Origin of the sequence: Pseudomonas granadensis, assembly GCF_900105485.1 — a bacterium.
Lineage (GTDB): Bacteria > Pseudomonadota > Gammaproteobacteria > Pseudomonadales > Pseudomonadaceae > Aquipseudomonas > Aquipseudomonas granadensis.
Map to the genome: position 1 here is coordinate 2,115,777 of NZ_LT629778.1, position 18,347 is coordinate 2,134,123.

The window sequence follows — 18,347 nt, forward strand, 5'->3', positions numbered from 1 at the left end:
CGCAAATCTCAAGCTTGCCCCGGCACATTCGGCCAAAGGTCCGACACCAGAAACAACCGCTCCGCCTCTTCCCATTCGCCCTGGGCGTTTTCACTCAGGCGCACCATCAACTGCGCCGGCGCCAGTGGCGGCAGTTCCAACAGCCACAGGCGCAACGCATCGTCAGTCCAGACCTGATCCGCCGGGTAATGCGCCGGTGCCAGCCAGGCATGGCGGGGCAGGGGTTGCCAGCGGCCCGGTGGGCGTTGCGCGACGAACGCCGGCCAATCCTTCTGATGCAGCCAGGTGCCACGCAAATGCTGCGGATGCGCGCCATGCGGCGATGCAGCCTCACCGGGCCACGGATACAGCAGATAGCCGCCCAGCCATAGATGCGCGTCGAAGGTTTCGATATCCAGTGCCGCCAGCACTTCGCGGCTTTCCGCGCGCGCCGAGATCGGCAATTGGTGCTCGGCCAGGTGCGCCAGTTTGCGGTCCAGCCGATCATGGCAGCCGGGGCCCAGCCACTGCGCCGGATCATCGCCGTCACCGGTTTGCGGACCAAGGTAGAGTTTGATCGCCAGCTCCAGGTGATGCACGCCATCGCGGTCACGCAGCAGCATGTCCAGCTCGCCAAGCGTGTGGCCTTCGCGGCGGATCGGCAGGTTGGCGGCGATCAGGTCGATGCCCGGCGCATGCTCCACCGCAAACTGCCATAGCCGTTCGTAATACAGGCCCAGACGCCGGGTACGGGCCTGCGACAGCCACTGCAGCAAGCCGTAACTGTCACGGTCGAGCTGGCGCAGCCAGTTTTCGAGACGCTGCGGGTCCCGCACCCAGTCGCTGCCCGCCAGTGGATGACGCTGCGGCCATGGCGTGACGGCGAGCATCGGCGGGGCGAGGATCACCCACGCCAGATCCCGCACTTCGGGATGGCGCAACTGATGAGGTAACTGGAGCAAATCGGGAAACAGGATCATCTTGCGAGCATAGCCTGAATCATGAGCACCCTTGAGGCTGAAAGGATTTTGTCTATCGCGGGCTTTCGCCCATAATCGGGTTTTCGCGTTTTCGATTGTCCGCAGAGGTCCCATGGAGCAATTTCGTAATATCGGCATCATCGGTCGCCTGGGCAGTTCCCAGGTGCTGGATACCGTCCGCCGACTGAAACGCTTTCTGCTCGATCGGCACCTGCATGTGATTCTCGAAGACACCATCGCTGAAGTCCTGCCGGGCCACGGTCTGCAGACGTCGTCGCGCAAGATGCTCGGTGAAGTCTGTGACATGGTGATTGTCGTCGGCGGCGACGGCAGCCTGCTCGGCGCCGCGCGGGCGCTGGCCAAACACAATATTCCAGTGCTGGGCATCAACCGCGGCAGCCTCGGTTTCCTCACCGATATTCGTCCGGACGAGCTGGAAATCAAGGTCGCCGAAGTGCTCGACGGCCATTATCTGGTGGAAAACCGCTTCCTGTTGCAAGCCGAAGTCCGCCGCCACGCCGAGGCCATCGGCCAGGGCGATGCGCTCAACGACGTGGTGTTGCACCCGGGCAAATCGACGCGGATGATCGAGTTCGAGCTGTACATCGACGGCCAGTTCGTCTGCAGCCAGAAGGCCGACGGCCTGATCGTCGCCACGCCGACCGGCTCCACCGCTTACGCATTGTCCGCCGGCGGGCCGATCATGCATCCCAAGCTCGACGCTATTGTGATTGTGCCGATGTACCCCCATACCTTGTCGGGACGGCCGATCGTGGTCGATGGCAACAGTGAGCTGAAAATCGTCGTGTCCAAAGATATGCAGATCTACCCGCAAGTCTCCTGCGACGGCCAGAACCACTTCACCTGCGCGCCGGGCGACACCATTACCGTGAGCAAGAAAGCGCAGAAACTGCGGCTGATCCACCCGCTCGATCACAACTACTACGAAGTCTGCCGCACCAAGCTCGGCTGGGGCAGCAAGCTGGGCGGTGGAGGCGACTGATGCTCGATCCCGCGCGCAGTTACGACCTGATCGGTGACGTGCACGGATGCGCCTTGACCCTCGAACACTTGCTTGACCGTCTCGGTTATCACAAGCAGGGCGGGGTCTGGCGGCATCCGTCGCGCATGGCGGTGTTCGTCGGCGACATCATCGACCGTGGCCCGCGGATTCGCGAAGCGCTGCACATCGTGCATGACATGGTCGAGGCCGGTCAGGCCTTGTGCATCATGGGCAATCACGAATTCAACGCCCTCGGCTGGAGCACCCCGGCGCCACCGGGCAGCGGCAAGCAGTTCGTCCGTGAACACACCAAGCGCCATGCGCGTTTGCTGCATGAGACGCTGACGCAATTCGAAGACCATCCGGGCGACTGGCATGATTTCCAGCAATGGTTCTACGAGCTGCCATTGTTTGTCGATGCCGGCCGCTTCCGCGTTGTGCACGCCTGTTGGGATGCCGGCCTGATCGAGCCGTTGCGCGGCCTGTTCCCCGATGGCTGCATCGATGAGCATTTCCTCCAGGCCTCGGCCGTGCCCGGCAGCTTCGCCTGCACGGTGTTCGACCGCTTGCTGCGCGGCACCGACATGCGCCTGCCGGGCGGCCTGACCATGACCAGCGGCGACGGCCTGGTGCGTTCGTTCTTCCGCACCAAATTCTGGGAAGACGACCCGAAAACCTACGGCGACATCGTCTTCCAGCCTGACGCCTTGCCGGAGCCGGTGGCGCAGACGCCGCTGAGCTCCACAGAAAAGAATTCCCTGCTGCGCTACGGCGTCGATGAGCCCTTGCTGTTCGTCGGGCATTACTGGCGCAGCGGCAAACCGGCGCCGATCCGCCCGAACCTCGCGTGCCTGGATTACAGCGCGGTGCTCTACGGCAAACTGGTTGCCTATCGTCTGGATCAGGAAACACGCCTCGATCCGCAAAAATTCGTCTGGGTCGATGTCGAGCGGCCGGAGGTGCTGCAATGAGTGCGGTAGCGGTATTGCGCCTGCCTTTGGCGGTGGACCTGAGCGGTTTCGTCAAACTGCTGCAACGCATGCAGGTGCCGCATCGGGTCAGCGAAGAGGCGGGCGAGCAAGTGCTGTGGGCACCGTCAGAAATCAGCGACGATGTGCGCTCGCTGTACGAACGCTTCCCGGCCGGCGACCCTGACCAGCAACTGGATATTCCAGTGGGCCAGACCTTCAAGCGCCCGAGCTTCGCCGAACAACTGAAACACGCCAAGGCCACCGGCTTGATCCTGCTGTTGAGCCTGATCGTCGGCGGTCTGACGTTTCTCGGCGAAAACCTCGAAACGCTGCGCTGGCTGACCTTTCTCGACTTCCGGGTGATCGGCGAGTACATCCATTTCACGCCGTTGGCCGACAGCCTGGCGGCAGGGCAGTGGTGGCGGCTGATCACGCCGATGCTGATCCACTTCGGCATCCTGCATCTGGCCATGAACGGCATGTGGTACTGGGAGCTGGGCCGGCGCATCGAATCGCGTCAGGGCAGTATCAATCTGATCGGCCTGACGCTGCTGTTCAGTCTGGTGTCCAACTACGCGCAGTTTGTCTGGAGCGGCCCGACCCTGTTCGGCGGCCTGTCCGGCGTGCTTTACGGCTTGCTCGGGCACTGCTGGATTTTCCAGTTGCTGGCGCCCAATCCAGCCTATCGTCTGCCGCGTGGTGTGCTGGCGATGATGCTGATCTGGCTGGTGGTGTGCATGTCCGGGCTGATCTCGTTGATCGGCTTTGGGCAGATTGCCAACGCCGCGCACCTGAGCGGGTTACTCATCGGATGCTTTACCGGTTTGTTGGGGGGTTTGTATAACCGCCGTAAACTGGCCGTCTGAATTTTTAGCGAATTGAAGAGCACGGAGACTCCTGATGTCCTCTTTTAACGACATGATCAACAACATCACCCCGGACATCTACGAAAGCCTGAAACTGGCCGTGGAAATCGGTAAATGGTCCGACGGCAACAAGCTCACCGCCGAACAGCGCGAGCTGTCGTTGCAGGCGATGATCGCCTGGGAAATCCAGAACCTGCCCGAAGACCAGCGCACCGGTTACATGGGCCCGCAGGAATGTGCGTCGAAATCGATCGAAGTGCCGAACATCCTGTTCAAGTCGGATGCCATCCATTGATCGAGATTGGCCGCGGTGCAATCAGCAAAATGTCGGCGCGTCTGGACGGGCCGAACGTGCAATACGCGTTTCGTCTGGATGACGTCGAGGTGCCGGTCAACCCGTTGATCGGCAGTACGGTGCGTCTGGAATACCTGGGGGCGATCCACTGCACCCATTGCGGGCGCAAGACCAAAACCAGTTTCAGTCAGGGTTATTGCTACCCGTGCATGACCAGACTGGCCCAATGCGACCTGTGCATCATGAGCCCGGAGCGCTGTCACTTTGACGCCGGCACCTGCCGCGATCCGGCGTGGGGCGAGCAGTTCTGCATGACCGATCATGTGGTCTATCTGGCCAATTCTTCAGGCATCAAGGTTGGCATCACCCGTGCAACGCAACTGCCGACCCGCTGGCTCGATCAGGGCGCCAGTCAGGCGCTGCCGATCATGCGCGTCGCCACACGGCAGCAGTCGGGGTTCGTCGAAGATCTGTTCCGCAGCCAGGTGGCCGATAAGACCAATTGGCGCGCGCTGCTCAAGGGCGACGCGGCGGCGGTGGATCTGGCGCAGGTGCGTGATCAGTTGTTCGAAAGCTGCGCCGAAGGCCTGCAAGGTTTGCAAGAGCGATTCGGCCTACAGGCAATTCAGACGATTGCCGATGTCGAACCGCTGGAAATCCGCTATCCCGTCGAGCAATACCCGGCGAAAATCGTCAGCTTCAACCTGGACAAGAACCCGATTGCCGAAGGCACGCTGCTGGGGATCAAGGGGCAATACCTGATTTTCGACACCGGCGTGATCAACATTCGTAAATACACGGCTTACCAGCTCGCCGTGCATCAATAAGGATTCCAGCATGCGCACCGAACAACCGAAGATGATTTACCTCAAGGACTATCAGGCGCCCGAGTACCTGATCGACGAAACGCACCTGACCTTCGAGTTGTTCGAGGACCACAGTCTGGTCCACGCGCAACTGGTGATGCGCCGCAACCCCGAGCGTGGCCCGGGCCTGCCGCCGCTGGTGCTGGACGGCCAGCAGCTGGAATTGCTCTCGGTAACGTTGGCCGACCAGGAGCTGAGCGCTGCGGACTATCAAATTTCCGACAGCCACCTGACCCTGCAGCCGGGCAGCGACAACTTCACTCTCGACACCAGCGTCAGGATCCATCCAGAAACCAATACCGCGCTGGAAGGCCTGTACAAGTCCGGCACGATGTTCTGCACCCAGTGCGAGGCCGAGGGCTTTCGCAAGATCACCTATTACCTCGACCGCCCGGACGTGATGAGCAAGTTCACCACCACCGTGGTCGCCGAACAGCACAGCTACCCGGTGCTGCTCTCCAACGGCAACCCGATCGCTTCGGGCCCGGGTGAAGACGGCCGGCACTGGGCGACCTGGGAAGACCCGTTCAAGAAACCGGCCTACCTGTTCGCGCTGGTCGCCGGTGATTTGTGGTGCGTCGAAGACACGTTCACCACCATGAGCCAGCGCAACGTCGCGCTGCGCATCTATGTCGAGCCGGAAAACATCGACAAGTGCCAGCACGCGATGAACAGCCTGAAGAAGTCGATGCGCTGGGACGAAGAGGTCTACGGTCGCGAGTACGATCTGGACATCTTCATGATCGTCGCGGTCAACGATTTCAACATGGGCGCGATGGAGAACAAGGGCCTCAACATCTTCAACTCCAGTGCCGTGCTGGCCCGCGCCGAAACCGCCACTGACGCCGCGCACCAGCGGGTCGAGGCGATCGTCGCCCACGAATATTTCCACAACTGGTCGGGCAACCGCGTGACTTGCCGCGACTGGTTCCAGCTGTCGCTCAAGGAAGGCTTCACGGTGTTCCGTGACGCCGGTTTCTCCTCGGACATGAACTCGGCCACGGTCAAGCGCATTCAGGACGTGGCCTACCTGCGCACCCACCAGTTCGCCGAAGATGCCGGCCCGATGGCCCACGCCGTGCGCCCGGACAGCTTCATCGAGATTTCCAACTTCTATACCCTGACCGTGTACGAAAAGGGCTCGGAAGTGGTCGGCATGCTCCACACCCTGCTGGGCGCCGCAGGCTTCCGCAAGGGCAGCGATCTGTACTTCGAGCGTCACGACGGGCAAGCCGTGACCTGCGATGACTTCGTCAAGGCCATGGAAGACGCCAATGGCGTCGACCTGACGCAATTCAAGCGCTGGTACAGCCAGGCCGGCACACCGCGTCTGGCGGTCAGCGAGTCGTACGATGCCGCAGCAAAAACCTACAGCCTGACGTTCCGCCAGAGCTGCCCGGAAACCCCGGACAAAGTTGAAAAACTGCCGTTCGTGATTCCGGTCGAACTCGGTCTGCTCGATAGCCAGGGCAACGAGCTGGCGTTGCGCCTGGCCGGTGAAGCCTCGGCGCAAGGCACCACGCGGGTGATCTCGGTGACCGAGGCCGAGCAGACCTTCACCTTCGTCGACATCCATGAGCAACCGCTGCCATCGCTGCTGCGCGGCTTCTCGGCGCCGGTGAAGCTGAGCTTCCCGTACAACCGTGATCAACTGATGTTCCTCATGCAGCACGACAGCGACGGTTTCAACCGCTGGGATGCCGGCCAGCAATTGGCGGTGCAGGTGTTGCAAGAGCTGATCGGCCAGCAGCAGAAGGGTGAGGCCATGGTCCTCGATCCGCGCCTGACCTCGGCGCTGCGCACGGTGCTGTCCGACGAGTCGCTGGATCAGGCGATGGTTGCCGAGATGCTCTCGCTGCCGGGCGAGGCCTACCTCACCGAAATCAGCGAAGTGGCTGACGTCGAGGCAATCCACAACGCCCGCGAGTTCGCCCGCAAGCAACTCGCCGAAGGTTTGTTCGAAGCGCTGTGGCTGCGTTACCAGGCCAACCGCGACCTGTCGAAGCAAACGCCGTACGTGGCCGAAGCCGAGCACTTCGCCCGTCGCGCCTTGCAGAACATCGCGCTGTCGTACCTGATGCTCAGCGGCAAGCCGGAAGTACTGGCGGCGGCGCTGGAGCAATTTGAAAATGCCGACAACATGACCGAGCGCCTGACCGCGCTGGCCGTGCTGGTCAACTCGCCGTTCGAAGAGCAGAAAGCCCTGGCGCTGGCCAGTTTCGCCGAGCACTTCAAGGACAATCCGCTGGTCATGGATCAGTGGTTCAGCGTGCAGGCCGGCAGCACCTTGCCGGGCGGCCTGGCGCGGGTGAAGGCGTTGATGCAGCACCCGGCCTTCAACATCAAGAACCCGAACAAGGTCCGCGCGCTGATCGGTGCATTCGCCGGGCAGAACTTGATCAATTTCCACGCGGCGGACGGCAGCGGTTATCGCTTCCTCGCCGATCTGGTGATCGAGCTGAACGGCTTCAACCCGCAAATCGCCTCGCGTCAACTGGCACCGCTGACCCGCTGGCGCAAATACGACGCCGCGCGTCAGGCGTTGATGAAGGCCGAACTGGAGCGGATTCTCGCGTCCGGGGCGTTGTCGAGTGATGTGTATGAAGTGGTGAGCAAGAGTCTGGCTTGAGGGCATCCTCGAGTCGGTTTTGCGCACTTGAAAAAAAGGCCACCTCAGCCCGACGCTGAGGTGACCCGAGGGTGAACGCGGTCCACTTGTAGGAGTGAGCCTGCTCGCGATGGCGGTGTGTCAGCGGATACATCTTTGATTGACACACCGTCATCGCGAGCAGGCTCACTCCTACAGGGGGTTGTGTGAGTCAGGAAAATCAGTGCGAGCCGGCAGCCTTGTTCAGGTCGCTTTCAGTCCATTCGGTGTAGACGCAGGCATCCGTGGTAGCCCAGCGCACATGCACCGGGTCGCCGGCCTTGAGCGGCATGCCGGCGGCTGACAAGGCTTTCACGGTCATCGAGGTTCCGCCCGCGGTGACCACGCTGCAGGTCTGGCTTTCACCGAGAAACAGCACTTCCACCACGGTCGCTGGCACTTCGTTCCAGCCCGACGGCAGCGGTTCGCGGGCTGCCTGCTGCACGCTCAACGCCAAGGCCTTTTCTGGCCGCACCATCAGCAATACATCCTGATCAGTCTGCAACCCGGCCGTCAGCCGGATCGACAACGGCTGCCCCTCGAAACTCGCCGCGGCATTACCCTGGGCCTTGAGCTTGAGGAAATTCGAGTTGCCAAGGAACGACGCAACAAAGGCGTTCGGCGGATTCTGATACAGGTCATAACCGCTGCCCAGGCCGACAATCTTGCCGTGGCTGAAAATCGCGATGCGCTGTGACAAGCGCATGGCTTCTTCCTGATCGTGGGTCACGTAGACGATGGTGATGCCCAGGCGCCGGTGCAGTTGGCGCAGTTCGTCCTGCAAGTCCTCGCGCAGCTTTTTGTCCAGCGCACCCAGCGGTTCGTCCATCAGCAGAATGCGTGGTTCGTAAACCAGCGCGCGGGCGATGGCCACACGTTGCTGCTGGCCGCCGGACAGTTGCGAAGGGCGGCGATGGGCGAACTGTTCCAGTTGCACCAGTTTCAGCATGGCGTCGACACGCTTGTCGCGCTCCGCCGCCGCCAGTTTGCGAATCGCCAGAGGAAAGGCGATGTTGTCGCGCACCGACAGATGCGGAAACAGTGAATAACGCTGGAAGACCATGCCTATGTCGCGCTTGTGCGGCGGCACGTTGACCAGTGACTGGCCGTTGACGAGGATTTCGCCGCTGCTCGGTGTTTCGAACCCGGCGAGCATCGACAGCGTCGTACTTTTGCCCGAGCCGCTGGAGCCGAGGAAGGTCAGGAATTCACCGTCCTTGATGTCCAGCGAGATGTTGTCGACGGCGGCAAAGTCGCCGTAGTGCTTGTTCAGGTTGCGCAGGCTGACCAGGGGTTTGTCGTTCTGCTGGGAGGCGTCTTTGATCACGGCACTCATGTCGTACTCCTCGGCGCTCAGGCGCTGATTTCGTTGCGCCGGCGCAGGGCGGCGGCGATCACCATGACCAGGACCGACAGGCCGATCAGCAGCGTCGAAGCGACGGCGATCACCGGGGTCAGGTCCTGGCGCAGGGTGGTCCACATTTTCACGGGAAGGGTTTGCAGGGTCGGGCTGGCCATCATCACGCTGAGCACCACTTCATCCCACGAAACCAGAAAGGCGAAGAGGGCGCCGGCGACCATGCCCGGACGAATCGCCGGGAACGTCACCTTGAACACCGCTTGCAGGCGTGAGGCGCCGCAGATCACCGCCGCGTCTTCAATCGACTGATCGAACAGTTTGAGCGAGTTGATGATCGAGATGATGGTGAACGGCAGCGCGACGATCACATGACTGACGACGAAAGCGAACATCGTCCCGGTGTAACCGAGCTTGAGAAACAGCGCGTACACCGCCACGGCGATGATCACCAGCGGCACGATCATCGGCAGGGTGAACAGGCCGTACAGCATTTCCCGGCCAGGAAAGCGTCCGCGTACCAGCGCAAACGCGGTCGGCAAGCCGAGGGCCACGGCGCAGATCGTGGTCAGCACAGCCACCTTGAGGCTGGCCGCAGCGGCGCTCATCCAGTCAGGATTGGAGAAGAACTGGCCGTACCATTTCAGCGTCCAGCCCGGCGGCGGAAACACCAGCCACTGCGAGGAACCGAACGACAGCAGCACGATGAACACGATCGGCAACAGCAGGAACAGACCGATCAGCCCGGTGGTGGCATACAAGCCGAAACGCATGCGCCGGCTCATGGCATTGGGAGTCAGGAGCATTTCGGCTTACCTCGCGTTGCTGGCGCCAACCGGGGATTCCGGTTGAAGCTTCAGGTAGAAGTAGAACAACACCAGGGTGATTGCGATCAGCAACGCGGCACCGGCACTGGCCAGGCCCCAATTGAGGAACGATTGCACCTGCTGAATGATGAACTCCGGCAGCATCATGTTCTGCGCGCCGCCGAGCAGCGCCGGGGTCACGTAGTAACCGAGCGACATCACGAACACCATCAATCCGCCGGAAGCCAGGCCCGGCCGGCACAGCGGCAGGAACACCCGGAAGAAGTTGGTCCACGGGCTCGCGCCGCAGATCGAGCCGGCCTGCAGGATCATCGGGTCGATGGCCTGCATGGTCGCCTGCAACGGCAGCACGATGAACGGGATCATGATGTAGCTCATGCCGATCACCACGCCGGTGAGGTTGTGCACCATTTCCAGCGGCTGGTCGATGATGCCCATGGCCATCAGCGCCTTGTTGATCACGCCCGAGGCTTGCAGCAACACCAGCCACGAGTAGGTGCGAGCGAGCAGGCTGGTCCACATCGACAGCAGCACGATGTTCAGAATCCAGCGGCCCCAGCCGCGCGGCACCAGGGTGATCGCCCAGGCCAGCGGAAAGCCCAGCAGCAGGCTGAACAAGGTCACCAGCCCGGCCACCGAAAAGGTGTTGAGCAGCACCCGCGCATACGCCGAGTTGGCGAACAGTTGTTCATAGTTGCCAAGGCCGGGCGTCGGTTCGAGCACACCACGCAAGAGCAGGCCAATCAACGGCGCGAGAAAGAACAGGCCGAGGAACAACAGCGCCGGGGCGAGGTTGCCGGCGCCGCGCCAGCGTTGCTTGAGGGACGCACCGGTAGCGCCGAGGGCGCTCCCGGTGGCAGTGGAGGGACGGGACGCGGTGGCCGCGATTTTCATTTGACCAGCCATTCGTTCCACCGTGTCGCGATGGCCGGACCGTTCTTGGCCCAGTACGCGAAATCAAGAGTGATCTGATCCTTGGCGTAGGCAGTCGGCAGGTTGGGGGCCAGCGTCGAATCCAGACGCTCCACACTGTCGAGGTTGACCGGCGCGTAGGCGGTCAGGTTGGAGAAGTCGGCCTGGCCTTTGGCGCTGCTGGCGTTGGCGAGGAACTTCATCGCCGCGTCCTTGTTTTTCGCACCTTTTGGAATGACCAGAATGTCGGCCATGACCAGGTTCTGCTTCCAGCTCACGCCGACCGGCGCGCCGTCTTCCTGCAGGGCGTGGACGCGACCGTTCCAGAACTGGCCCATGCTCGCTTCCCCGGAGGCCAGCAGTTGCTGCGACTGTGCGCCGCCGCCCCACCAGACGATGTTTTTCTTGATGGTGTCGAGTTTCTTGAAGGCGCGATCCAGGTCGAGCGGGTAGAGCTTGTCGGCGGCGACGCCATCGGCCAGCAGCGCCAGTTCCAGCACGCCTGGGCTCGGCCATTTGTACAGGGCGCGTTTGCCGGGCCAGGTCTTGGTGTCGAAGAGGGCGCTCCAGTCCTGTGGCTTGTTGGCGCCGAGCTTGCCTTCGTTGTAACCGAGGACAAAGGAGAAGAAGAACGAGCCGACGCCGTGATCGTTGACGAAGCGTGGGTCGATCTTGTCGCGCTGGATCACTTTGAAATCGAGGGGCTCGAGCAGGCCTTCAGCCGCGGCGCGCAGGGCGAAATCGGCTTCGACATCGACCACGTCCCACTGCACGTTGCCGCTTTCGACCATGGCTTTGAGTTTGCCGTAGTCGGTCGGCCCGTCCTGGACGACGGTGATGCCGCTGGCCTTGCTGAACGGATCGGCCCAGGCCTGTTTCTGCGCATCCTGGGTGCTACCGCCCCAGCTGACGAAATTGACGCTTTCGGCAGCCATTGCAGCCTGGCCGGTGACGCTGAGCAGTCCCGCAAAAAGAATTGCGGTTGCAGCTTTGTTCAACACCATTTTTACGCCCTCATTGTTGTGTTTATTGAGCGGGCTTGCGTTGTTGCCCGCCTGACGGGAGCAGTAGATGGACGTTCGTTGGAGTGTCCGGTCTATGGAATATCATATTATGGTATTCCAAACTTTGTGCAAGCACTTTGCCTTACCGGTTATCTGGCTGGGCGGTTTTTTTGGCGTTCGAAGGAATCGATCTGAAATGTAAAACCCCTGTAGGAGTGAGCCTGCTCGCGATAGCGGTGTGTCAGCCAACATCTTCGTCAACTGATACACCGCTATCGCGAGCAGGCTCACTCCTACAATTGAATCTGTGCTTGGCGCGGGTTATTCAGTGAACGGGATGCTCTCGACGACCTCAAGGTCATACCCGGTCAGCCCCGCATACTTCAGCGGCGGGCCGAGATGGCGCAGCTTGCCGATCCCGAGGTTCTGCAGAATCTGCGCTCCGGTGCCGACCTCCGAATAGATCCGCGATTGCGAGCGGCTGAACTGTCGCGGTGGCTGGGTCAGTTGCGGCACGCGCTCAAGCAAGGCCTGTGACGACTCATGATTGGCCAGCACCACGACCACCCCGTGACCTTCGGCCGCCACTCGTTGCAGCGCCGCCCACAGCGTCCAGTTCTTCGGCCCGCTGTACTCGGCGCCGACCAGATCGCGCAGCGGATCGATCACATGCACGCGCACCAGGGTCGGTTCGTCACGGCGCAGATCGCCCATGACCATCGCCATGTGCACGCCGCCTTCGATGCGGTCTTCAAAGGTGATCAAACGGAAGGTGCCATGCACCGTCGGCAGTTCGCGTTCGCCGATGCGTTCGATGGTGTGCTCGGTGCTCAGGCGATAGTGGATCAGGTCGGCGATGGTGCCGATCTTGATCCCGTGCTTGCGTGCGAACAGTTCCAGATCCGGACGCCGGGCCATGGTGCCGTCGTCGTTCATCACCTCGACGATCACCGAGGCCGGAGTAAAACCGGCCAGCCGCGCCAGGTCACAGCCGGCTTCGGTGTGGCCGGCGCGGGTCAGCACGCCACCTTCCTTGGCGCGCAGCGGGAAGATATGGCCGGGCTGCACCAGATCCTCGGCACGGGCATTTGGCGCCACGGCGGCGGCGACGGTGCAGGCGCGATCGGCTGCGGAAATCCCGGTAGTTACGCCGACGGCTGCTTCAATCGACACGGTAAACGCGGTGCTGAACACGCTGCCATTGCTCGGGACCATTTGCTCCAGGCCCAAACGCTGGCAATGTTCATCGGTCAGGGTCAGGCAGATCAGCCCGCGCGCTTCGCGGGCCATGAAGCTGATCGCCTCGGGCGTGCAGCGGTCGGCGGCCAGCAACAGGTCGCCTTCGTTCTCGCGGTCTTCGTCATCGACCAGCAAAACCATTTTGCCGAGGCGATAATCGTCGATGATTTCTTCGATGCTGTTGAAGGCCATGCTGGACTCTCAGGGTTCGTTGGAAATATATTGGTATACCATAATACAAAAATCAACAAAGAGGTCACTATGAAGGCGTACTGGATTGCTCATGTGGATATAGCCGATGCCGAACACTACAGCCAATACACCCAGCGCACGCCGCAGGCGATTGCCGCGTTCGGCGGCGTATTTCTCGCCAGAGGCGGACGCAGCGAGGCGATGGAAGGGCGCGAAACGCCGCAACGCACGGTAATCATCGAGTTCGAAAGCTATGAGCAAGCCGTGGCGTGCTACCGCTCGGCGGCGTATCAGGAAGCGAAAAGTTATCGCGAGGAATGGGCGAGGGCGGAGATCATTATCGTTGAGGCCTTTGCCCCGCTCTAGGCAGCACCACCACCCTCTGTAGGAGTGAGCCTGCTCGCGATAGCGGACTGTCAGTTGATGAAGATGTCGACTGATACTCCGCTTTCGCGAGCAGGCTCACTCCTACAAAAAAGCGAAGCGTTATCAGCGCATGAAGTGAATTTTGCCGCTGTCGTCATTGCCCATGTAAATCCCGTAGACCCCCGCCTGGCGCTCTTCGATATAGCGCTCGAGAATCTGCCGGATCGCCGGGTAGTAGATCTGTTCCCACGGGATGTCTTCAGGGGCAAAAAACTTGTAGTCCAGCGTCTCCGGCCCGTATTGCCCGGTAATTTCCAGGGCGATGGCGCGGAAGATGATGTACACCTCGCTGATCTTCGGCACGCTGAAAATCGAATACGGCGAGACGATCTCGGCGCGCACTCCGCTTTCTTCCCAGACTTCGCGCAACGCCGCCTGCTCGGTGGTTTCGCCGCTTTCCATGAAACCGGCCGGCAGCGTCCAGGTACCCGGGCGCGGCGGGATCGCCCGTTGGCACAAGAGGTATTTGCCGTCCTGCTCAATGATGCAGCCGGCGATGATCTTCGGATTGACGTAGTGGATGTAGCCGCAGCCGCGGCACATCAGCCGCTCGTGCGTATCGCCCGCCGGTATCTGCTGACCGAGGTCAGGGCCACCGCATTTCGGGCAATAGCTCGGGCTGAACATATCAGTGACCTATACGCGGTTCTTTCAGCGCGATGGGCAGGGTGATCGCCGGCGTCGCGCCAGTCTCTTCCTGCTTGCGCTTGAGGTAGTCGAGGGCCACGGCAGCCGCCGCGCGGACGTGATCGACACAGGCCTGATGCGCCGCCAGCGGATCGCCGCTCTTGATCGCCGCGACCATTTTTTCCATCTCGTGATTACTCGCGCCGCGACGGTTTTCCTGCGACACCGACGTCGCACGCAAATAGCTGATGCGCGCCTGCAACTGGCGCAACTGCGTGGCGGCGACATGGTTGCCCGAACCTTCGAGCAGCACGTCATAGAAGCCCTGCACCGAGTCGATCACCTGCTGCAGCTCGCCGTCCTTCAGCGCCTTGCGGTTGTCGTCGAGGGCTTTTTCCAGGGCTTTGATGTCCTTGGCCTTGGCGCGCAGGGTGAACAGCTGAACGATCAGGCCTTCGAGCACGCAGCGCAGTTCATAGATATCGACGGCATCGGCGAGGGTGATGATCGCCACGCGCGGGCCCTTGGCGTCGGCGAATTCGACCAGACCTTCGGATTCAAGATGACGCAAGGCTTCGCGCACCGAAGTGCGGCTGACGCCGAGGCGATCACACAGGTCGCGTTCGACCAGGCGATCGCCTGGCATGAGCTGAAAATTCATGATCGCGCTACGCAGTTTGTCCAGCACGATTTCGCGCAGGGTAACGGGGTTGCGATTGACCTTGAAGCTGTCGTCGAGTGGCTGGCGTTTCATGGGGTCCGCTCTTGAGCTTGGCTGTCCATGCCAGACGGGCATCTAAACAGCCGAGGGGTTAACTGGAGGCCTCGGCGTCGGCTTCGGCAAAGGCTTCACGGGCCAGCCGGAAACTGTCCACGGCCGCCGGAACGCCGCAATAAATGCCGACCTGAAGCAGAATTTCGCGTATTTGCTCACGACTCAGGCCGTTACGCAAGGCGCCACGCACATGCAGCTTGAGTTCGTGCGGGCGGTTGAGCGCCGAGATCATCGCCAGGTTGATCATGCTGCGCTCCTTGAGCGACAACCCCTCACGCCCCCAGACATGGCCCCAGCAGTACTCGGTGACCATTTCCTGCAGCGGCCGGGTGAAGTCATCGGCGTTGTCGATCGAGCGCTGCACGTAGGCTTCGCCCAATACCTGGGTGCGGATTTGCAGGCCTTTTTGGTACTTTTCGTTACTCATGAAATCCTCCATTCACCACAGATCCCCTTGTAGGAGTGAGCCTGCTCGCGATAGCGGTGGATCAGTCGACATCAATGTTGAATGTCAGTCCGCTATCGCGAGCAGGCTCACTCCTACAGGGATTTGTGTGAATTCGTCAGGTCAGGGTCGGCAACGCACCCAGCTTGCCCTTGTGGTAAATCATCGGCGTCACCGGTTGCTCGGGCAGGATCAGGTGCTTCACTGCGCCGACGATGATTGCGTGGTCACCGCCATCGTATTCCCGCCACAACTCGCACTCGATGATCGCCGTGGCCCTGGCGAGGATCGGGTTGCCCAGATCGCTCAGGTGCCACTCGATGTCTTTGGCCTTGTCCTTGCCCTTGCCGGCGAACGCATAGGCTTCAGCGGTCTGTTCGGCGGAGAGCAAGTGAATGGCGAACTTCTTGCTGTCGCGCAGCACCGGATAGGTGTCGGAGGCGTAGTTGGGGCAGAACAGCACCAGTGCCGGGTCGATCGACAGCGCGCTGAAGGCGCTGGCGGTGATGCCGACGATGCCGCCGTCCGGGTCCAGCGTCGTGACCACCGTGACGCCGGACGGGAACGAGCTCATGACGTCTTTGTAAATGCCGGGTTCGATCATTTCGCAGGACTCCTAGCGCATCACAAACGGATCAGGCATTGGCGCCTGAGAAAGGTTGATCCACACCGTTTTCAGTTCGGTGTAGGCCAGCACCGAATCGATGCCGCTTTCGCGTCCATAGCCACTGTTCTTGAAGCCGCCGATCGGTGCCATCGCCGACACCGCGCGGTAGGTGTTGACCCAGATGATCCCCGAGCGCACATCGCGCGCCAGACGATGGGCGCGGCCCAGATCGCGGGTCCAGATGCCGGCGGCAAGGCCGAACTGCGAGTCGTTGGCGATCGCCAGCGCTTCGGCTTCATCCTTGAAGCGGATCACCGAAGCGACCGGGCCAAAGACTTCTTCCTGCATGATCTTCATCGAATTGCGGTCGCACTCGAACAGCGTCGGCTCGTAGAACCAGCCTTCGCCGACATCGGTCGGACGCTTGCCGCCAGTGCGCAACCGCGCGCCTTCGGCGATGGCATCAGCGACCAGACCTTCGACCACTGCCAGTTGCTGCGCGGTGGCCATCGGGCCCATCTCGCTGTGGTCTTCCTGCGGGTTGCCGATGCGGATGCGCTGGGCACGCTCGACCAGGCGATTGACGAACTCGTCGTAGATTTCGTCCTGCACCAGCAAGCGCGAACCGGACACGCAACTCTGCCCGGATGCGGCGTAGATCCCGGCAATCGCGCCGTTGATCGCGCTGTCCAGATCGGCGTCGGCGAAGATGATGTTTGGCGACTTGCCGCCCAGTTCCAGCGACAGCCTGGCGAAGTTCTCGGCGCTGCTGCGCACCACATGCCGTGCCGTCGCCGCGCCGCCGGTGAAGGCGATCTTGCGGATCAGCGGATGGCGGGTGAGGGCGGCGCCGGTGCTCGGGCCGTAACCGGTGACGACGTTGACCACGCCCGGCGGAATCCCGGCTTCGAGGGCCAGTCGCGCCAGTTCCAGAATCGTTGCCGAAGCGTGCTCGGACGGCTTGATCACAATGGTGTTGCCGGCAGCGAGGGCCGGGGCCAGTTTGATTGCGGTCAGGTAGAGCGGGCTGTTCCAGGGAATGATCGCCGCGACTACGCCCATGGCTTCGTGCACGGTGTAGGCAAACAGGTCGGGCTTGTCCAGCGGCAGCGTGCCGCCTTCAAGCTTGTCGGCCAGGCCCGCGGTGTAGTGGAAGAATTCCGGCAGATAACCGACCTGACCACGGGTTTCGCGGATCAGCTTGCCGTTGTCGCGGCTTTCCAGCTGCGCCAGTTGCTCTTTGTTTTCGGCGATCAGGTCGCCGAGACGGCGCAACAGCTTGCCCCGTGCGGTGGCGGTCAGGCCACGCCAGGCCGGGCTGTCGAACGCGGTTTGCGCGGCTTGCACGGCGCGTTCGACGTCGGCTTCATCGGCATCGGGCAGTTGGGCCCAGGCTTGCGCCGACGCCGGGTTGAGGCTTTCGAAAGTCTTGCCGGAGAGGGCGTCGACCCAATCTCCGCCGATGCACATCTGGAAGCGTGCGAGTGTCATGCAACGATCCCCTTTATATGGTTTTGTCGGGAGTGTGCGAATTGGAGAAACTGCAGCAATGTCTGGTTGACCAGACGCGGCGACTCTACCGGCATCATATGCCGTTGCTCGGGGAGCACGGCAACCTTCGCACCGGGGATGCGCCGGGCCAGTTGCTCGGCCATTTCCGGGGTCGAACCCGGATCAAGTTCGCCAGTGGCGATCAAGGTCGGTGCGGTGATCGTGCCGAGGTCGTCGGCGCGGTACATGTCCTGGGTGGCGAACAGTTCGTAGGTGGTCAGGTAACCCTGCGGGTCGTTGTTGGCCAGAGTCTGGCGCAGCGCGGCGATCTGCGCCGGGTTGGCCGCCTGATATTCACGGCTGAACCAGCGTGACAGCGCCGCTTCGGCGTTGGCGTCCGGACCGTGTTCAGCGGCCTGCGCGGTACGCGCGATGACGCCGGCACGCTGCTCTTCGCTGCGGTTGAACACGCTGTTGAGCACCACCAGGCTTTGCAGGCGCTGCGGATAGTGCAGGGCAAACGCCCGCGCGACCAGGCCACCCATGGAGAAGCCGATCACCGCGGCCTGCGGCAGGTTCAGGTGATCGAGCAGTTCGAGCAACTGATCGGCGTAACCGAGCAGCTCGGTGCCGCTGGCCGGCCGCGGACTGGCGCCGTGGCCGAGCATGTCGTAGGCGATCACCTGATAGTCGCTGGACAGGCCAACGATCTGGCCGCCCCACATTTCTTTGTTCAGGCCCACGCCGTGGATCAAAACCACGGGCTGGCCTTGGCCGGTCGCCAGGTAACTGGTGCCAGCCGGGGTGAGTTCAGCGGTGAGCCGAATCATGGAGCGCT

19 protein-coding genes are annotated in these 18,347 nt (G+C 61.9%); 7 read left to right on the plus strand and 12 right to left on the minus strand.

Annotated elements, in window-relative coordinates:
• Positions 1–8 precede the first annotated feature (8 nt).
• Positions 9–959 carry a DUF1853 family protein gene (locus tag BLU52_RS09375; RefSeq protein ID WP_090282917.1) on the minus strand — a complete coding sequence of 317 codons (951 nt, stop codon included), beginning with the start codon at positions 957–959 and terminating at the stop codon, positions 9–11.
• A 112-nt stretch (positions 960–1,071) separates the two neighbouring features.
• Here BLU52_RS09375 and BLU52_RS09380 point away from each other — a divergent pair, with 112 nt between their 5' ends.
• Genes BLU52_RS09380 through pepN form a run of 6 tightly spaced genes read left to right on the plus strand, consistent with a single transcriptional unit; the run spans position 1,072 to position 7,589 of the window.
• The gene (locus tag BLU52_RS09380) at positions 1,072–1,962 is read left to right on the plus strand and encodes an NAD(+) kinase (protein WP_011333623.1); all 891 of its coding nucleotides are present in this window, start codon (positions 1,072–1,074) and stop codon (positions 1,960–1,962) included.
• Positions 1,959–2,933, plus strand: a complete 975-nt coding sequence (locus BLU52_RS09385; RefSeq protein WP_408003556.1) for a metallophosphoesterase — start codon at positions 1,959–1,961, stop codon at positions 2,931–2,933. The genes BLU52_RS09380 and BLU52_RS09385 overlap by 4 nt, the downstream gene beginning before the upstream one ends.
• Positions 2,930–3,799 carry a rhomboid family intramembrane serine protease gene (locus BLU52_RS09390; RefSeq protein WP_090282919.1) on the plus strand — a complete coding sequence of 290 codons (870 nt, stop codon included), beginning with the start codon at positions 2,930–2,932 and terminating at the stop codon, positions 3,797–3,799. Before BLU52_RS09385 ends, BLU52_RS09390 begins: the two co-directional genes overlap by 4 nt.
• A gap of 34 nt (positions 3,800–3,833) precedes the next feature.
• Positions 3,834–4,094 (plus strand): YeaC family protein, encoded by a 261-nt coding sequence (locus BLU52_RS09395; RefSeq protein ID WP_016774215.1) that lies wholly within the window; start codon positions 3,834–3,836, stop codon positions 4,092–4,094.
• Positions 4,091–4,921 carry a DUF2797 domain-containing protein gene (locus BLU52_RS09400; protein WP_090282920.1) on the plus strand — a complete coding sequence of 277 codons (831 nt, stop codon included), beginning with the start codon at positions 4,091–4,093 and terminating at the stop codon, positions 4,919–4,921. The genes BLU52_RS09395 and BLU52_RS09400 overlap by 4 nt, the downstream gene beginning before the upstream one ends.
• 10 nt (positions 4,922–4,931) lie before the next feature.
• On the plus strand, positions 4,932–7,589 hold the full coding sequence (gene pepN / locus BLU52_RS09405) for an aminopeptidase N (RefSeq protein ID WP_090282921.1): 2,658 nt from the start codon (positions 4,932–4,934) through the stop codon (positions 7,587–7,589).
• A gap of 199 nt (positions 7,590–7,788) precedes the next feature.
• On the opposite strand, the gene BLU52_RS09410 is transcribed toward pepN, so the two are convergent.
• The 5 genes from BLU52_RS09410 to ribBA form a co-directional block, all read right to left on the minus strand.
• Positions 7,789–8,943 (minus strand): ABC transporter ATP-binding protein, encoded by a 1,155-nt coding sequence (locus BLU52_RS09410; RefSeq protein WP_090282922.1) that lies wholly within the window; start codon positions 8,941–8,943, stop codon positions 7,789–7,791.
• Between the two features lie 17 nt (positions 8,944–8,960).
• On the minus strand, positions 8,961–9,770 hold the full coding sequence (locus BLU52_RS09415; protein ID WP_008088090.1) for an ABC transporter permease: 810 nt from the start codon (positions 9,768–9,770) through the stop codon (positions 8,961–8,963).
• 6 nt (positions 9,771–9,776) lie between these two features.
• On the minus strand, positions 9,777–10,685 hold the full coding sequence (locus BLU52_RS09420) for an ABC transporter permease (protein ID WP_090282923.1): 909 nt from the start codon (positions 10,683–10,685) through the stop codon (positions 9,777–9,779).
• On the minus strand, positions 10,682–11,707 hold the full coding sequence (locus BLU52_RS09425) for an ABC transporter substrate-binding protein (protein WP_090282924.1): 1,026 nt from the start codon (positions 11,705–11,707) through the stop codon (positions 10,682–10,684). The genes BLU52_RS09420 and BLU52_RS09425 overlap by 4 nt, the downstream gene beginning before the upstream one ends.
• Before the next feature lie 321 nt (positions 11,708–12,028).
• Positions 12,029–13,138: a bifunctional 3,4-dihydroxy-2-butanone-4-phosphate synthase/GTP cyclohydrolase II gene (ribBA, locus tag BLU52_RS09430; RefSeq protein WP_090282925.1), complete on the minus strand. Its 1,110-nt coding sequence runs from the start codon at positions 13,136–13,138 to the stop codon at positions 12,029–12,031.
• Between the two features lie 69 nt (positions 13,139–13,207).
• Between ribBA and BLU52_RS09435 the strand changes: the two genes are divergently transcribed.
• The gene (locus BLU52_RS09435) at positions 13,208–13,504 is read left to right on the plus strand and encodes a DUF1330 domain-containing protein (RefSeq protein WP_090282926.1); all 297 of its coding nucleotides are present in this window, start codon (positions 13,208–13,210) and stop codon (positions 13,502–13,504) included.
• 123 nt (positions 13,505–13,627) lie between these two features.
• Here BLU52_RS09435 and BLU52_RS09440 read toward each other — a convergent pair whose 3' ends face one another.
• The 6 genes from BLU52_RS09440 to BLU52_RS09465 form a co-directional block, all read right to left on the minus strand.
• Positions 13,628–14,191: an NUDIX hydrolase gene (locus tag BLU52_RS09440; RefSeq protein WP_090282927.1), complete on the minus strand. Its 564-nt coding sequence runs from the start codon at positions 14,189–14,191 to the stop codon at positions 13,628–13,630.
• 1 nt (position 14,192) lies between these two features.
• Positions 14,193–14,945, minus strand: a complete 753-nt coding sequence (locus BLU52_RS09445) for a GntR family transcriptional regulator (protein ID WP_090282928.1) — start codon at positions 14,943–14,945, stop codon at positions 14,193–14,195.
• Positions 14,946–15,003: 58 nt separating this feature from the next.
• Positions 15,004–15,393 (minus strand): carboxymuconolactone decarboxylase family protein, encoded by a 390-nt coding sequence (locus BLU52_RS09450; RefSeq protein WP_090282929.1) that lies wholly within the window; start codon positions 15,391–15,393, stop codon positions 15,004–15,006.
• A 136-nt stretch (positions 15,394–15,529) separates the two neighbouring features.
• A complete protein-coding gene (locus BLU52_RS09455; RefSeq protein WP_090282930.1) occupies positions 15,530–16,015 on the minus strand; it encodes a flavin reductase family protein in 486 nt (161 codons plus the stop codon).
• 12 nt (positions 16,016–16,027) lie between these two features.
• Entirely contained in the window at positions 16,028–17,509 is a 1,482-nt protein-coding gene (locus tag BLU52_RS09460; protein WP_090282931.1) for an aldehyde dehydrogenase, read from the minus strand.
• Positions 17,506–18,339, minus strand: a complete 834-nt coding sequence (locus BLU52_RS09465; protein ID WP_090282932.1) for an alpha/beta fold hydrolase — start codon at positions 18,337–18,339, stop codon at positions 17,506–17,508. Before BLU52_RS09465 ends, BLU52_RS09460 begins: the two co-directional genes overlap by 4 nt.
• Between the last annotated feature and the right edge of the window lie 8 nt (positions 18,340–18,347).

Bases quoted from the DNA above. Each gene is read 5' to 3' on its own strand.
- BLU52_RS09455 (WP_090282930.1), bottom strand. From the start codon at position 16,015: ATGATCGAACCCGGCATTTACAAAGACGTCATGAGCTCGTTCCCGTCC.
- BLU52_RS09420 (WP_090282923.1), bottom strand. From the start codon at position 10,685: ATGAAAATCGCGGCCACCGCGTCCCGTCCCTCCACTGCCACCGGGAGC.
- BLU52_RS09410 (WP_090282922.1), bottom strand. From the start codon at position 8,943: ATGAGTGCCGTGATCAAAGACGCCTCCCAGCAGAACGACAAACCCCTG.
- BLU52_RS09460 (WP_090282931.1), bottom strand. From the start codon at position 17,509: ATGACACTCGCACGCTTCCAGATGTGCATCGGCGGAGATTGGGTCGAC.
- ribBA (WP_090282925.1), bottom strand. From the start codon at position 13,138: ATGGCCTTCAACAGCATCGAAGAAATCATCGACGATTATCGCCTCGGC.
- BLU52_RS09425 (WP_090282924.1), bottom strand. From the start codon at position 11,707: ATGGTGTTGAACAAAGCTGCAACCGCAATTCTTTTTGCGGGACTGCTC.
- BLU52_RS09445 (WP_090282928.1), bottom strand. From the start codon at position 14,945: ATGAAACGCCAGCCACTCGACGACAGCTTCAAGGTCAATCGCAACCCC.
- pepN (WP_090282921.1), top strand. From the start codon at position 4,932: ATGCGCACCGAACAACCGAAGATGATTTACCTCAAGGACTATCAGGCG.
- BLU52_RS09390 (WP_090282919.1), top strand. From the start codon at position 2,930: ATGAGTGCGGTAGCGGTATTGCGCCTGCCTTTGGCGGTGGACCTGAGC.
- BLU52_RS09380 (WP_011333623.1), top strand. From the start codon at position 1,072: ATGGAGCAATTTCGTAATATCGGCATCATCGGTCGCCTGGGCAGTTCC.
- BLU52_RS09465 (WP_090282932.1), bottom strand. From the start codon at position 18,339: ATGATTCGGCTCACCGCTGAACTCACCCCGGCTGGCACCAGTTACCTG.
- BLU52_RS09395 (WP_016774215.1), top strand. From the start codon at position 3,834: ATGTCCTCTTTTAACGACATGATCAACAACATCACCCCGGACATCTAC.
- BLU52_RS09450 (WP_090282929.1), bottom strand. From the start codon at position 15,393: ATGAGTAACGAAAAGTACCAAAAAGGCCTGCAAATCCGCACCCAGGTA.
- BLU52_RS09375 (WP_090282917.1), bottom strand. From the start codon at position 959: ATGATCCTGTTTCCCGATTTGCTCCAGTTACCTCATCAGTTGCGCCAT.
- BLU52_RS09440 (WP_090282927.1), bottom strand. From the start codon at position 14,191: ATGTTCAGCCCGAGCTATTGCCCGAAATGCGGTGGCCCTGACCTCGGT.
- BLU52_RS09415 (WP_008088090.1), bottom strand. From the start codon at position 9,770: ATGCTCCTGACTCCCAATGCCATGAGCCGGCGCATGCGTTTCGGCTTG.
- BLU52_RS09435 (WP_090282926.1), top strand. From the start codon at position 13,208: ATGAAGGCGTACTGGATTGCTCATGTGGATATAGCCGATGCCGAACAC.